Raw genomic sequence first — 14,848 nt, forward strand, 5'->3', positions numbered from 1 at the left:
GCTGAATTGTAGCCATAGCAAGTATTATCCTTTCAAACCGGTGGTGCTGATGCCTTCCACGATATATTTTTGAAAGATAAAAAACACAATCACAACCGGCAGCAGCGACAACGTCGCCATCGCAAACATCCCGCCCCAGTTGTTCAGCGATTCGCCGTCCAGGAACAGCTTGAGCGCAAGCGACACCGGATATTTCTCCGGATTGTTCAGATAGATCAGCGGATTGATGAAGTCGTCCCATCTCCAGTAGAAGGAGAAGATCGAGCAGGTGATCAGCGCCGGTACGATCAGCGGAACGACGATCCGGAAGAAGATGCCGTACTTGCTGCACCCGTCAATCTTGGCGGCTTCGTCGAGCTCCCTCGGAATGGTGCGGATAAACTGCATCATGAGAAAGATAAAGAACGGCGCTCCGAAGAAATGCGGAACGATCAACGGCTTAAAGGTCGACAGCCAGCCGAATTTGGCAAACATGACGTACTGCGGCACGATAATGACATCATGCGGCAGCATCATCGTGACCATCATGCAGGCGAACCAGAATTTCTGGCCGAAGAACCGGGTTCTCGCCAGCCCGTAAGCGACGAGCGCGGAAGAGATCACGGCACCGATGGTGGAGATGATCACGATAATGAACGAGTTTTTGAAAAAGGTAGCAAACGTCGTGCCGGCAAACCCCTGCCAACCGGTGACATAGTTTGCGAACTCCAGCCGGCTTGGAATGAGGCTGTAGGCCGTGGCGAAAATTTCGTTGTTGGGCTTCAGGGAGCTGGCAACCAGCCACAGGATCGGATAGGTCATGCCGAGGGCCAGCAATCCGACCAATATGTGGTACGTGAAGCGTCCGGACTTGGTCATCGGTCAGTCTCCTTTCGATTCGTAATGAACCCAGGCGGTGGAGGATTTGAAGATCAGTGCGGTGAAAATCCCGACAATCAGCAGCATGATCCATGCCATCGCGGAGGCATATCCCATCTCGAAGTGCGAGAACGCCTTGCGGTACAGATACAGCGAGTACAGCAAGGTCTGATCCAGCGGGCCGCCTTCCCCGCGGGAAATGATGTACGCTGGCGTAAAGGTCAGAAATGCCGAAATCGTCTGCAGCGTCAGGTTAAACAGAATGATCGGGCTCAGCAGCGGGATCGTAATTTTGAAAAACCGCGAAACCGCATTGGCGCCGTCCACGCTGGCGGCCTCGTAATAGTCCCTGGGGATATTTTTCAGACCGGCCAGAAAAATAATCATCGAGGAACCGAACTGCCATATCGACAGGGCGACCAGCGTCCACAGTGCCGTGCTCGGATTGCCGATCCAAGAGGTGGAGGAGGGGATGCCGATCAGCGACAGGAACGAGTTGACCAGACCCTTGTCTCCAAAAATCTGCTGCCACATAATCGCCACCGCCACGCTTCCCCCGATCAGGGACGGAAGATAGAAGGCGGAGCGATAGAGGCCCACCGCCCGGGTGGAGGCGTTGAGAATCATCGCAACGAACAGGGCGAAGATGAGCCGGAGCGGAACGCTGGCGAAGACATAAGTGAAAGTCACCTGAAATGACTTGGCGATCTTCGCATCTTCCATGAACATCCGTTCATAGTTGGCGAGGCCGAGCCATCGCGGCGCTTCCATCAGGTTATAGTTGGTGAAGGAGTAGTACAGTGACGAAAGAATGGGATACAGTGTAAAAATCAAAAAGCCGAGTATAAACGGAGCGGAGAATACGTACCCGGTGATGTGCTCGTTCTCCCTGAGCTTCTTCATAAGCTTCAACCCCTCAGTTTCAAGTATGACAGCCTCTCACTCACTTATGCCGAAGAAAGAGGGCATTCCCGGCGGCTTGGGAACAAGCTCAAGGAAATGCCCCGTTGTTCAGCAACGATAAACGTATATGGCTATTGCTGCGATCTTGCCAGGATAGCATTCGCCTCGCTGCGGAATTCGGCAGCCGCATCCTCGATAGAGATCTTCTTGAACAGAATCCGCTCGCTTAAATCGCGCAGCAGCTTCTCGATTTCCACGGCGCCGATCGGATTTGGCGGATCTCCCGGACTGCTGTTCTCTTCAGCCCAGGTGACATACTCGAATATCTTGGCCTCATTCTCGGACAGGAGCGGAAGCAGCTCTTCCTTGACCTTGGAGGATACCGGCACGCCGCGCTCGCCCATAATCAGCTTGTTGGCCTCGATGTCGTTGACGAAGAAGCTGATGAATTTAGCAGCCTCCTCCTTGTTCTTGGAGGACTCCGTCACCGAGAAGTACATGGAAGGCTTGAGGAACAGCCCTTCCTTGATGCCGGGACCCGGCATCGGGTGGAGCTCAAGCGGACGGTCAGGCACCAGATTCGCTACAGCAAGGAACTGGTTCGACCAGCCGGTACCCGAGATGGAGTTGCCGAGCACGATTTCATCCTCCTCGGCTACGCCTTTTTTCTGCGCTTCCTTATCGAGCGAAAGTATATAGCCGCTGTCATACCAGCGCTGATATCTTGTGAAATAATCAATGAAGGCCTGATCATCAGGATAGCCGATTGTCTTTCCGTCTTCGCTGTACATTTTTTGTCCAATCGTTCTCAGATAGTAAGGGAAGAAGACGTCATGGCGGTAAGCAAACCCGCCGATCTGATAGCCTTTCTCCTTGGCCTGGGCTCCTAATTTGTCCATGTCGTCCCAGGTCCAGTCCATCGGCGGCATGTCGATTCCGTTTGCTTTCATCGTCTCTACGTCAAACGTGGTTTGAAGAGCATTAACCCCGAGGTTCATGGCGACCAGCTTGCCGTCTACCTCGCCGCCGCTCAGGGCGTTCTCGCTGATGTCGTCCACATTCAGCGATCCGCTGTCCATGAAGGGCTTCAGATCGGCTAACTGGTTGCGGCCCGCATATTGGTTCAGATAGGAGATATCCATCTGAATAATGTCCGGCAGCCCTCCGGCCACCGCTTGCGGTGCAAGCTTCTTCCAGTAGTCGTCAAACGGGGCGTATTCAGGCTCAATCGTGACATGAGGATTCTGCTTCTCGTACATTTCAATGACCTTTAGCGTGTAATCATGCCGCGATTGGCCACCCCACCAGGCGATGCGAAGCTTGACGGGGGTGTTGGCATCTCCTGCGCCGGCGGCAGGCGCCGCATCGGTGCCGGTTGCTTCCGGCTGCTCGGCGGCTCCTCCACCCGCACAGCCGATCAGGCTTCCGATCAGAGAAAACAACATAATCCAGGTGAGCACTTTTTTCATTCCATTTCCTCCCCTTGTTAGAACGTTACCGACAGTTTTTTTGATAGTGCTTACATTACCAATTATTAAATGCCGAAGAGGAAAGGGTAAGGAAAAAAACCGTGCTGTTTGTTTAAAAAGCAGAGATTTCCTCCTTATTTCAAACCTCTTTTTTCATATATTCGGAAGGGGTGCAGCCGATCTGTTTCTTGAACACCTGGCTGAAGTACTGGGGATTGTCGCCAAAGCCGAGCCGCTCTGCCATTTCAAATATTTTAATGTCCGGGTTCTCTTTCATCAGCACCGTGGCCTGCTCCATGCGGCGTTTCATCACATAGTTGGAAAATTTCTCACCGGTTTCCTTCTTGAACAGCTTGCCGAGATAGTCGGGATTCATATATAGCATTTCGCGGGCCACAACATTTAGCGACAGATCCGAGTTGCCGAGCTGGTCCTCGATAATATCGAGCACCTTGCGGACGATGGCATTATATTTGAACGAATTCCTGTCATAGTTGCGTCCGGCAATCTCCTTGACGGTGTCATCGAGGACCGCTTGAATGGCCTGAAGCGTGTTCCCTTCGGCGAGCTCGGAAATCCGTTTATACTTCTGGCTCATCTCAGCAGGGTCGGCAAGCCGAATGAGCGCTACGTATTGCTGGATGGCATAGGACTTGGTCAGCTCAATGCCAAGCTGGGCTTCCTTGAGCTCCTGGATGAAATCGGCCAGCGCTTGCTGCGCCTCCTGCAGATGGCCGGATCGGACGGGCATGCACAAGCGTTCCTCATCCAAACTGAACGAGCTGGCAGAGCGATCGGTATCGAGCGTGTCCCTCGCCGTAATGATGCCGCTCTCGTCCAGATAGAAGCGGTAGTTCAGACACTGGAGGGTGTCGCGGTACAGCTTCCTCGCTCTAGTGATAGGGCCCGGATCACTGATCGCGATCGTCAGGTCCAGCTTGTAATATTGACGGAAGGTGCAGCGGATATCCTGGATGCGGTCATGCAGGGGCTCTTCCGCCGCATCTTCGGTCAGAACAAGGATATGCTGCCCGATGGTTGTGCTGAGCAGCGGTCTGTCGAGAAGATCCTCGGCAATGTTCTTGACGGCGAACTGATGCTCGAAGTCGGCTTCCCCTTCCGGCTGGAACAGAAGCAGTCTGACAGGATGGTCGAAATCGTATTGGAACAGGCCGCGGTATTCCTCCAGATCATGGCGTCCGTAGGTTTTGTTGGTCACGAACTCTTTGAGGACCTGTTCTTTTACATGCGGGAGCACTTTATGGAGCCTTCGTTTCATATCGAGGATGAAAGATTCTGTCCGCCTGCGCTGGGACAGCTCTCCAATGACTCCCTGCAGCGCTTCTCCGATCTTGGACTCGTCGGTCGGTTTCAGCAGATAATGCTTGACGCCATACTGCATGGCCCGGTTGGCATATTCAAATTCACCGAATCCCGACAGCAGGACAAATTGAATGTGGGGGTGGGTAGCATGCGCCTTGGCTACGAGCTCCAGCCCGTCCAGTCCCGGCATCCGAATATCGCAAATGACGATATCCGGGGATTCGCTGACGATGATGTCGTATGCCGCTAGTCCGTTCTGAGCGGTGCCGATCAGTACGGTTTGGTAAGCCGCCCAGTCCACCATGCGGGAGATGCCATCCAGAATGATGCGTTCATCATCTACCAGAAGCACTTTGTACAATCGTCATTCCTCCGTTTCCTTAGGGAGTATAATGATGATGCGGGCGCCCCGCCCGGACACTGGATCGATCTGCAGTCCATAGTCCTCGCCATAGGCCAGCTTGATGCGCTCATCAATGTTCAGCAATCCGATGCCGTTGCCGGTTGCTGCAGCTTCGCCTGTGCGAAGCTGCTCCAGCATATTTGCAGGGATGCCGGGACCGGTATCCTCCACGATGATGCGAAATGCCCCTTCGTCCTCGTCTGCGTGGATCGAGATATGGCATGGGGTCATGGCAGGCTCAAGGGCATAATGTATGGCGTTTTCCAGCAGCGGCTGGATCGTGAGCTTCGGAATTGTGCGACGGTCGTATCGCGTGTCCACATTCATTGAAAATTCAAGCCGCTCCTCGAAGCGGAATTTCTGAATAATGATATAATGCTTCACGATTTCAAGCTCCTCCCCGAGCGTGATCATCGGCTGTTTCAGGCTGACGGAATGACGCAGAAGGAAGGCGAGCGCCTGGACCATATCGGAGATTTGGGTTTGTTTATTCATTTTGGCAATCCAGTTGATCGACTCCAGCGTGTTATACAGAAAATGCGGGTTGATCTGGGCCTGCAGTGCCTTGAATTCCGTCTCTTTGATCAGCAGCCGGTTGGCGTAGTTTTCCGTAATCAGCCCGTTGATGCGCTCAATCATAAGGCGGAAGGTGCGATGCAGCAGTCCGAGCTCATCCATGCCGACCGGAGCGGCATCGGGCGGAAGAACACCGGCCTGTGCGAAATTGCCTTTCTCCGCGAGCTTCATCCGTGCGATCAAATATTCAATCGGGCGGGTAAGGCCGCGGCTGAACCGGATGCCAAGCAGGATGGCCACCGCAAAAATGACGATAAATACGATGATCACCAGCTCCTTGATGAAGATGACCTGGCTGAACGTTTTGTTAAACGGGGTGAGGCTGATATAGGTCCAGCCTGTATTGCCGGATCGGCTGTGAGCGACAAAAAAGGCTTGTCCTTCAAGCTCTTGCGTGAAGTACCCGTTATCGGATGTTATCGAATGCAAAATTTCGTCCGGGTTAAGTGGCGGAACGGCAGGAAAAATAACGTCGGAGCCCGAAATCATAATCAGATCGCCGTCTTCGGAGGCTGATTTTTTAACAATTTTATCGATATTGATGCGGATAATGAGCGTTCCAAGATAATTCAGATCGAACAGGGTGCCGGAGTAGGAGCGAATCTCTCTGGCCAGCACCAGGGCGGCATCCTGGTCATCCGGGTAGATCCAGGCCTGGGCGCCCTGAGCATCACCGGCGAGCTGCACGATATGCTGCTTTTTGGCGGTATCGATCGGAATGACATTGCCGGCATCATGCGTGTGACCCTGCTTGTCGACCAGCTGGACGGAATGAAGCATCGGCTCGGAACCGGCGTAATTGAGCAGGAGGTCCACGAGCCGCTGGCTGTGGATGAGCCTGTCATAATCCGATTCACTGCCGGAAATCGAGCGCAGCAGACTCTGGATTTGGGTATCGGTCATGATGGTGAAGGATACTTGCTCGATGCGTTCAAGCTCCGCCTCGATGGCGGAGGAAGACAGGTGGAGCACCTGCGATGATTTGAGGTAGAGCTGTTCATCATAGATGGAGAAAGCATATTGCTGGACGATGACCGCAAACGTAAACGCCATGACAACAATGAAGGTGATGAGCAGCGACAGCTTGTTTTTGATTTTCATATTTTTGTAGAGAGCGATCCATCGATGCACGGCAACCTCTCCTTGTGGCAGTGGAATATGAGACGACGGCAAGGTGAATGCGATGTTGTTTACACATTATGTACTCACTTGAAAACGCTGTCAATATAGCGCGGTATGAACGGATTTTCTGTTATTGATGAGACGCCGGGTGCCGCGAAAGGAAGCTTGGCCGCTCATGACCGTGCTTGACATCATCTCGTCGGTTTTTTGAACAAGGTGATCGGTTTAGGCCATTCATGGGACAGGAGGGGTCAGGCATAATGATCTTAGACGTTATGGAGGGATACGCATGGAGTCTGTAGTGCAGGTGTGGCAATTTGATTTTGGAGCGGTGAAAGCAGCTGCGGAAGGCTATATTCCGGTAAGTGCAGACACCAGGTATGAGGAGGCGGCAGGTTATGGCTTCACGAACGCGGGGAGCGTAACGAATATTTCGCGAGATGAGGAGACCGGGCTACGCTGCACCTCGCTGATTCCGGTGAATGCATCGTTTCGGATCGATGTACCGGACGGCAATTACAGAATTGATCTGCTGATTGGTGATGCGAGATTCGAGACGGAGACAAGTGTAAGAGGCGAGGAAGGGCAGCTGCTGCTGCACCGGCTGCATACGCCGGCGGGGCATTTCGAGCGTTACAGCTTCGCTGTGCAGGCTGTGGATGGCACCATCATTCTGACCTTCTCCGGCCGGGCTCCGCGCATCGCTGCGCTGGAGGTGAGGTCCGTTCCGTCCAGCTCGATCTATATCGCGGGGGATTCGACGGTGACGAATCAGCCAGCCGAGATGTATCCATACGCAGGGTGGGGGCAGATGCTCCCCCTGTATATCAAGCCTGATCTTGTCGTGCGTAACTTCGCTCTGTCCGGCCGCAGTTCCCGCAGTTTTATTACAGAGGGGGTGCTGGACCGGATTGTGAAACGGCTGAAGCCAAATGACTATGTGCTGATCCAGTTCGGCCATAACGATCAGAAGCTGGATGAGGCCCGGCATACCGATCCGTTCACCACGTATAAAGAGCATTTGAAGGTTTACATCGACGCTTGTCGGGAGAGGAAGGCGACGGCTGTCCTCATTACACCTGTGCATCGCCGGCATTTTGACAGCGAGGGTACGCTGATTGACACGCATGGCGATTATATCGCCGCTGTGCGGCAGCTGGCGGAAGAGGAGCAGGTGCCGCTGGTTGACCTGGCAGCCATGAGTGCGGAGCTGTTTGCCAGGCTGGGACCGGAAGGGACCAAATCAATTTTTATGTGGGGGGCGCCGGGGGAATTTATTCGGTTTCCAGACGGGGTACGTGATGATACCCATTTTCAGGAATGGGGCGCGATCCGGCTGGCCGAATTGGTTGCACAAGGTTTGAAGCAACAGCAGCTTGAGCAGCTGCATATGTATCTGAAGTAAGTGGGAATCCAATCGAGCAGGGAGCGATGTTAGATGTCGAAAGCTGAAACGCTATGGATCATTCCGGACGGATACATTCCGCCGTCAAGCTGCGGGGAACTGGTCAGCCATGAATCGGTCTGTGTGCTGAACACCTCGGATCAGGACGCGGAGGTGACGATTCATGCTTATTTCGAAGACCGCGAGCCGCTGATGAATATGCAGGCCATCGTGCCTGCGCGAAGAACACGCCATATTCGAACGAGCTCATTAATTGCGGGCAGCGAACGGATTCCTCCCGGTGTCCCCTATGCGATGGAGGTGCGGAGCTCTGTGCCTGTATATGTGCAGTACAGCCGGCTCGATTCCACGCAGGCGGAGAATGCTCTGATGAGTGTTATGGCTTTTCCGGTGAGGGAGTAGGGAGCGAGTTCGGGGAGTCACATTCAGGAGGAGTTGTTACAGTTAAGCTTGCTACCGCTAATGTTCGTCAAACACTGGAAGAGCATGCTAAACTAGAGATTATTGATGATGGCATGGCGGGGAGCACTCTCGCAGCCGAATCGGACGTCATCTTTTAACCAGCCCATTCATATATTTAAGCACTGTCATAGTACAGTTCTGAAAGCGATGAATGGGGGAATGATCGATGGCCAAACAAAAAAGAGGAAAATCACTATGGCATCTGCCAAGCCGAGCACGCGGCACTTGTCCAATCTGCGGCAGCACTCGCACGAAGCTTCTCTATCCCCGCACGAAAACTGACGGTACGGCTGTCAAGGTATGCAAACGTTGTGATGGGGCACCGCAATCGAGAGTAGATGCGGTTTAAGGGTGGAGATGGCCGGTCGCGAGGTGTTGTTCCGAAGCAAGTGGATTACGTTTGTAGCAAGAAAACAGCCGGTTTAGCCGCTCCGGAACGGCTGGACAGATCATGATGAAATCAAACATTGACGAAGACAAGGGCCACTCGTGCGAAGGCGACGGGGGCCCTTGTTATATGGATTGAAGCTGTGGTCGAGGCTATGAGCTTGCATGTTCAGCTTTTTGAGCGAGGAACAGTGCGGATGCCAAGTAATCGCTGTTGTCGAGAATCATCCGGTCATGCTGAAACACGGTTTCCCACAGTGACAGGTCAAGCAAAGCGCCTTCGTCGCGCAGCTCCAGTGCGTCCAGGTGGCGGGTCTGATCCTCTTTCAGCTGCTCGGTAAAGTAATGATATTCAAGGATGTCCTGGCTTCCAAAGCCGCTGTCAAGAAAGGCCTGTTTCCATTCCTCCCGCTTCATCAGCCGCGGAATGCCGAAGAAGTTTTGCAGTTCCGAGAGCTTTGCCTCCGGCATGTTTTTGTCCAGAATGAGCTCGCGGTCGTACAGCTTGCCGCCGGGAGCCAGAACCCGGCTATATTCCGGAAGAGAACGGCTTGTATCGGTGAAGACGGTCACGGATTCTGCAATAATGATGTCAAACTGCGCATTCGGAAACGGAAGGGCACAGACATCCGCTTGCAGAAACTCGACCTCAACCTGCATCGTTGTGGCACGAGTCCGCGCTTTGTTCAGCATGTGCTCATTCAGGTCAATGGCTGTCACATGATGTCCCTGCTCGGACAAATAGCAGGCGGTTCGTCCGGTTCCGCAGCCAACCTCAAGAATCCGGCTGCCCGGCTCAATCGGATAGTTCTTCAGCAGCCGCAGCGTCGCTTCAAATCCGCCGGGGTGGGCGCTGCCCATACCGAGTTTTGACAGCATATTAATGTAGTTCATGTTTGTAAGCATCCCTTCTCCCTATAATCAGCACCAACACATTCGTTTTATTTACCATATGATGGAGGTACGTCTTTCGTTTAAGCTGAATTTAATATTTTGAGCCCTTTTTATCGGGAAGGGAAACTGGGCTGTTCCGGTGTCCGGAATAGGCATTGGGGGAAGGTAACGATGAGGATGGAGCCGATGCTGGCTGCGGAGCGAATTATTGAGGATTCGTATCCGGACTGTTTGCTTGCTGTGCTGGGCGGGAGCGCAGGACGCGGCGAGTTCAACGAATTTTCCGATTTGGATATTGCGGTTGTCAAGCGTGACGGGGAAGAGCTCCAGCGGAGAACCATAGAAGCTTGCGGCTGGGTAGTAGAGCTGTTTCTGCTGCCTATAGACGTATATCGTACTTATTTTGACCATGGAATTATGGCGGGGAACCCGACCCTGCAGCGGATTATTGCCGAAGGCAAAGTCATTCGCCGCACACCGGATGGCGACGAGGTTCTGCATGAGGCGCAGAGCGATCTTCGCTACGGACCGTTGCCCCTGGTTTCATCGGATATTGACGCATACCGTTACATGCTCACAGAGTACATTGCTGATCTGAGAAGTGTGCGGCCGGGAGCGGAGCTATGGTTCACCGTGCAAAAGATTACAACGCTGCTATGTGAGTTTGTCCTGCGCGTTCATAATCAGTGGACAGGAGAAGGCAAGACGCTGTTTCGCCTGCTGAGCGCTTTCGATCCTGACTTCTCGCAGCGGCTGGAGCAAGCGATGGAGGCGATCTATCATCAGGATGAGCCCGCTCAGCTGATGGATCTGTGCGCCGATACGCTGAATGCCTATGGCGGGTTTCTTCTTGTCGGATACGAAGAATAGGCTGAGGACAAGAAGGACAATCGCCGTTCCCGAGAGGCTGCATCACTAATAGATTAATATTGTGATTACATCACGCAACCTTATTTTTTCGGGAGGGATTGCCATGAGCGGAGCATACGGTGGTTTCTGGGGAACTTCTACAGGTGTGGTTCTGGTCCTCTTCATCCTGCTTGTTATCATCACAGTTGCTTGGGTTTAATCCCACCATGGGCAAGGCATCCTAGTAACGCGCGATACACGAGATAAAGACCCGGCCGTGAGGCCGGGTCTTTATCATTTCATGGATGAGGGGAAGCAGAGTTTTGTTAATAAAAGAGCTGGCCTGACGGCACTCGCGTGCTGATGACCAACTCCTGAATTCCTTATTTGTATACTTTTACGCGATCTTCAATAGGAGCGAATTCTTTGTCTCCAGGCTCGGCTGCCGGTTTGCCAAACGGCATCTGGGCGATCAGCTTCCAGCTGTCCGGGATGCTCCACTCGGCTTTGACCTTGTCGTCGATCAGTGGATTGTAATGCTGGAGCGAAGCGCCAAGACCTTCTGCCTCGAGGGCTGTCCAAACGACTAACTGCAGCATGCCGTTGGATTGATTGGACCATACCGGGAAATTGTCTGCATACAGTGCAAAGTTTTTCTGCAGGTCTGCAACGACATCATTGTCTTCAAAGAACAATACCGTACCGTAACCTGCACGGAAGGAAGCCATCTTCTCGGCAGTGGATTTGAAAGCATCTCCATCGCCAACCACTTCTTTCAGAATTCCTTCTGTAATATTCCACAGTTTATCATGCTGTTCACCAAGCAGGACAACGACACGTGCGCTTTGGGAGTTGAAGGAAGACGGCGTGTATTTCACGGCTTCATTCACGATTTCTTGGATCCGTTCGTCAGAGATGACAGATTCTTTCGTGATGGCATAGTAAGAACGGCGCTCTTTAATGGCTGTAGAAAAATCTTTGGACATGGGTAAACCTCCTGCTATCGTTGTTTTTGTACCAAAAATGGCCAAGCTTCTCAGATACAAACCTGATTTAAGATTTCCCTGTAATCAGGCGAATATGCACGAGGGAATTCCAATGGAAAAATCCCTCGTTAATCATTATTCCCTACTTACTTACAAATGGTAAGGAATAATATTTATGTAAGGATAATATTACAAATTCGTCATCGCTGTCAAGAAGAAAATTAAACATTCAGACGTCTTGTGAACCAAATCCACGAAAATGACAAAAATCAAATTTTAATTGATTTTTATTCTCATTTAGACTTGATGGCAAATTAAGTGAATGCTATAATGCTAAACATAGCGAAAATGAGAATCACTATCAATTGGGTCGGCATACAAAATCGCTTGTGCTGCTGATACACTGCATTAAAAGGAAAGTGCCATGAAGATTCGATATTTGATCGCCATCGTTATCGTGCTGTCCATGATCTCTTTGTTCATCGGGGTCAAGGACATCACCCCTCTTGACCTGTTCCGTATGACGGAGCAGCAGCAGCATATTATGGTCGCGAGCCGAATACCGAGGCTGGTGAGTCTGCTATTAGCCGGTGTAAGCATGAGCATCTGCGGTTTGATTATGCAGCAGCTCAGCCGCAACAAATTCGTATCGCCAACGACAGCCGGAACGATGGATTCGGCCAGACTGGGAATTCTGGTTGCAATGCTCGTCTTCTCGACTTCGGGTCCGCTTGTCAAAATGCTCGTTGCCTTCGTATTCGCTCTTGCCGGTACGTTCATATTTATGAAGATACTGGATCGGATCAAGTTCAAGGACGCGGTCTTTATCCCGCTGGTCGGATTGATGTTTGGCAACATCGTCAGTTCGATTGCGACATTCTTCGCTTATAAATATGATCTGATTCAGAACATGTCCGCTTGGCTTCAAGGAGACTTCTCCATGATTCTCAGAGGAAACTACGAGCTGATGTACATCAGCATACCGCTTGTCGTTCTGGCTTATCTGTTTGCCAACAAGTTCACGGTCGCCGGAATGGGGGAAGAGTTCGCAACGAACCTGGGCCTCCATTACCGAAGTGTTGTGAACACCGGCCTTGTGATCGTGGCGATGGTAACGGCATCCGTCGTCCTGACGGTAGGGATGATTCCGTTTCTCGGGCTCATTATTCCGAATATCGTCAGCCTGTATCAGGGGGATCACCTGAAGAAGAGCCTCTCGCACACCGCGCTGCTGGGAGCAGGGTTTGTGCTGTTTTGCGACATTCTGGGACGGATTATTATCTATCCTTATGAAATTCCGATCAGTCTGACTGTAGGCGTGCTCGGAAGCGGTATATTTATCTATTTGCTGATGAGGAGAAGGGCACATGAATCTTAAAGGCAAAATCATTCTCCTGGCTGCGGTGTCCACCGTTCTGATCGCTTTGTTCCTGCTCATTGATCTTAATGGAAGCTGGGATTATGCGTTTCCGCGAAGAGTCAAGAAGGTGCTGGCCATCGTAATGACCGGCGGAGCCATTGCGCTGTCAACGATGGTGTTCCAGACCGTAACGAACAATCGGATATTGACGCCAAGCGTTATGGGGCTGGATTCACTGTATATGCTCATTCAGACCACAGTCATTTTCGTATTTGGCTCCTTTACCCTGTACCAGATGGGGGCGAATGCGAACTTTCTGATAAATGTCTGTCTCATGGTGATTTTCTCAGGGATACTGTACAAAATGTTGTTCCGCAGGGAAGGCAGCAGATCGATATTCTTCCTGCTCTTGATCGGCATGATCTTCGGGACGCTGTTCTCCAGTATGACATCTTTCATGGAGGTGCTCATCGATCCGAATGAGTTCCAGTTCGTATCTGACAAGATGTTTGCCAGCTTCAACAATGTGAAGACCGAGCTGCTGCTCATCGCCGGCATCGTAATGGCTGCAGCACTTCTGTACTTTGCAAGGTTTGCCAAATATCTGAATGTGATTTCACTCGGAAGAGAGCAGGCGATCAATCTCGGGGTTCCGTATGATTATGCGGTGAAGCGGCTGCTGATTGTCGTTGCAATATTGATCTCCGCAGCGACCGCCCTGGTAGGGCCGATTACATTCCTGGGCCTTCTGGTCGTTAATGTGGCCTATGAATGGATGAAGACCTACCGGCATTCCTATCTCATTACCGCTTCCATTCTGATTAGCGTGATCGCGCTTGTCGGAGGGCAGCTCGTGGTAGAACGGGTATTCACTTTCTCCACGACGCTAAGTGTCATCATCAATTTCATCGGCGGTGTTTATTTCATCTATCTGCTATTAAAGGAGAGTAAAGCATGATCCAGGTAACGAATGTATCGAAGGTCTATGGCGGCAAAAAAGTCGTTGATAATGTGTCGATTACGATCCCGACAGGGCAAATTACCTCGTTCATCGGTCCCAACGGGGCCGGAAAAAGCACCTTGCTGTCCATGATCAGCAGATTGACTGGCAAGGACACCGGACAAATTCTGGTTGATGGCAAAGAGGTAAGCCAGTGGAAGAGCGGTGATCTGGCAAAGAAAATTTCCATCCTCAAGCAGTCCAATCACATCAGTCTGCGGCTGACTGTGAGAGAGCTTGTATCCTTCGGGCGTTTTCCGTATTCCCAAGGCAGGCTGAATGCAGAGGATGAGAAGTTCGTGGATGAAGCGATCGGCTATATGGGGCTGGAGGAAATGCAGCACCGGTATCTTCACCAGCTGAGCGGCGGGCAGCTGCAGCGCGCGTATATCGCGATGACGATTGCCCAGGATACCGATTACATCCTGCTCGATGAGCCTCTGAATAACCTGGATATGAAACACTCGGTCCAGATTATGAAGATCCTTCGAAAGCTTGTTGCGGATCTGAACAAAACCATTGTGATTGTCATCCATGACATTAACTTTGCTTCCTTTTACTCCGATTACATCGTGGCGTTGAAGGATGGACGAATTGAGAACGAGGGTAAGACAGACTCGATTATTCAAAGTCAGGTACTGCGGGACATCTACGATATGGATATCAAGATTGAGGAAATCAATGACAACCGTGTATGCGTGTATTATGCCTGATGTTTCATGAGTAGGCTCAGCCTTTACGATCTGTAGCACAAGGCCCTTGTGGCCTTGGCTTATCAGGGCAGGCTTACTGCCGTCTTAAGAATCCATATATAGTAAGAAATTGAAGATATTATATAATATTTAGAGGAG

15 protein-coding genes are annotated in these 14,848 nt (G+C 51.7%); 8 read left to right on the plus strand and 7 right to left on the minus strand.

Features of this window, described 5'->3' with window-relative positions; genetic code table 11:
• Window positions 1-24: 24 nt before the first annotated feature.
• The 5 genes from CHH75_RS06520 to CHH75_RS06540 all read right to left on the minus strand — a co-directional run bounded on the left by CHH75_RS06520 (window position 25) and on the right by CHH75_RS06540 (window position 6,663).
• Window positions 25-801: a carbohydrate ABC transporter permease gene (locus CHH75_RS06520; RefSeq protein ID WP_425320444.1), complete on the minus strand. Its 777-nt coding sequence runs from the start codon at window positions 799-801 to the stop codon at window positions 25-27.
• 60 nt (window positions 802-861) lie between these two features.
• A complete protein-coding gene (locus CHH75_RS06525) occupies window positions 862-1,761 on the minus strand; it encodes a carbohydrate ABC transporter permease (protein ID WP_095265860.1) in 900 nt (299 codons plus the stop codon).
• Between the two features lie 131 nt (window positions 1,762-1,892).
• Complete coding sequence (locus CHH75_RS06530; protein ID WP_095397787.1) at window positions 1,893-3,230, minus strand: ABC transporter substrate-binding protein; 1,338 nt, start codon at window positions 3,228-3,230, stop codon at window positions 1,893-1,895.
• Window positions 3,231-3,369: 139 nt separating this feature from the next.
• On the minus strand, window positions 3,370-4,914 hold the full coding sequence (locus tag CHH75_RS06535) for a response regulator transcription factor (protein ID WP_095265858.1): 1,545 nt from the start codon (window positions 4,912-4,914) through the stop codon (window positions 3,370-3,372).
• Between the two features lie 3 nt (window positions 4,915-4,917).
• On the minus strand, window positions 4,918-6,663 hold the full coding sequence (locus tag CHH75_RS06540) for a cache domain-containing sensor histidine kinase (protein ID WP_095397788.1): 1,746 nt from the start codon (window positions 6,661-6,663) through the stop codon (window positions 4,918-4,920).
• A 280-nt stretch (window positions 6,664-6,943) separates the two neighbouring features.
• Here CHH75_RS06540 and CHH75_RS06545 point away from each other — a divergent pair, with 280 nt between their 5' ends.
• From CHH75_RS06545 to CHH75_RS25215, 3 genes are all read left to right on the plus strand, one after another.
• Window positions 6,944-8,059 (plus strand): rhamnogalacturonan acetylesterase, encoded by a 1,116-nt coding sequence (locus CHH75_RS06545; protein WP_095397789.1) that lies wholly within the window; start codon window positions 6,944-6,946, stop codon window positions 8,057-8,059.
• A gap of 33 nt (window positions 8,060-8,092) precedes the next feature.
• Window positions 8,093-8,461, plus strand: coding sequence for a sensory rhodopsin transducer (locus CHH75_RS06550; protein WP_095265855.1), 369 nt, complete (start codon window positions 8,093-8,095; stop codon window positions 8,459-8,461).
• Window positions 8,462-8,687: 226 nt separating this feature from the next.
• Complete coding sequence (locus tag CHH75_RS25215) at window positions 8,688-8,870, plus strand: hypothetical protein (protein WP_095265854.1); 183 nt, start codon at window positions 8,688-8,690, stop codon at window positions 8,868-8,870.
• 191 nt (window positions 8,871-9,061) lie between these two features.
• Here CHH75_RS25215 and CHH75_RS06560 read toward each other — a convergent pair whose 3' ends face one another.
• Window positions 9,062-9,802 carry a class I SAM-dependent methyltransferase gene (locus CHH75_RS06560; RefSeq protein ID WP_095397790.1) on the minus strand — a complete coding sequence of 247 codons (741 nt, stop codon included), beginning with the start codon at window positions 9,800-9,802 and terminating at the stop codon, window positions 9,062-9,064.
• A gap of 171 nt (window positions 9,803-9,973) precedes the next feature.
• Between CHH75_RS06560 and CHH75_RS06565 the strand changes: the two genes are divergently transcribed.
• Both CHH75_RS06565 and CHH75_RS06570 read left to right on the plus strand, forming a co-directional pair.
• Window positions 9,974-10,672 carry a nucleotidyltransferase domain-containing protein gene (locus tag CHH75_RS06565; RefSeq protein ID WP_095397791.1) on the plus strand — a complete coding sequence of 233 codons (699 nt, stop codon included), beginning with the start codon at window positions 9,974-9,976 and terminating at the stop codon, window positions 10,670-10,672.
• Window positions 10,673-10,775: 103 nt separating this feature from the next.
• Window positions 10,776-10,871, plus strand: coding sequence for a sporulation protein YjcZ (locus CHH75_RS06570; RefSeq protein WP_095265851.1), 96 nt, complete (start codon window positions 10,776-10,778; stop codon window positions 10,869-10,871).
• Between the two features lie 163 nt (window positions 10,872-11,034).
• Here CHH75_RS06570 and CHH75_RS06575 read toward each other — a convergent pair whose 3' ends face one another.
• The gene (locus CHH75_RS06575; protein WP_095265850.1) at window positions 11,035-11,637 is read right to left on the minus strand and encodes a nitroreductase family protein; all 603 of its coding nucleotides are present in this window, start codon (window positions 11,635-11,637) and stop codon (window positions 11,035-11,037) included.
• A 424-nt stretch (window positions 11,638-12,061) separates the two neighbouring features.
• On the opposite strand from CHH75_RS06575, the gene CHH75_RS06580 reads away from it, so the two are divergent.
• From CHH75_RS06580 to CHH75_RS06590, 3 genes are read left to right on the plus strand one after another with little or no spacing between them, the layout of a single operon-like run.
• Window positions 12,062-13,015, plus strand: coding sequence for an ABC transporter permease (locus CHH75_RS06580; RefSeq protein ID WP_095265849.1), 954 nt, complete (start codon window positions 12,062-12,064; stop codon window positions 13,013-13,015).
• Window positions 13,005-13,955 (plus strand): iron chelate uptake ABC transporter family permease subunit, encoded by a 951-nt coding sequence (locus CHH75_RS06585; RefSeq protein WP_095265848.1) that lies wholly within the window; start codon window positions 13,005-13,007, stop codon window positions 13,953-13,955. The genes CHH75_RS06580 and CHH75_RS06585 overlap by 11 nt, the downstream gene beginning before the upstream one ends.
• Complete coding sequence (locus CHH75_RS06590) at window positions 13,952-14,710, plus strand: iron ABC transporter ATP-binding protein (protein ID WP_095265847.1); 759 nt, start codon at window positions 13,952-13,954, stop codon at window positions 14,708-14,710. Before CHH75_RS06585 ends, CHH75_RS06590 begins: the two co-directional genes overlap by 4 nt.
• The last annotated feature ends 138 nt before the right edge of the window (window positions 14,711-14,848 follow it).

This window comes from Paenibacillus sp. 7541 (genome assembly GCF_002276395.1).
Classification (GTDB): Bacteria; Bacillota; Bacilli; order Paenibacillales; family Paenibacillaceae; genus Paenibacillus_AQ; species Paenibacillus_AQ campinasensis.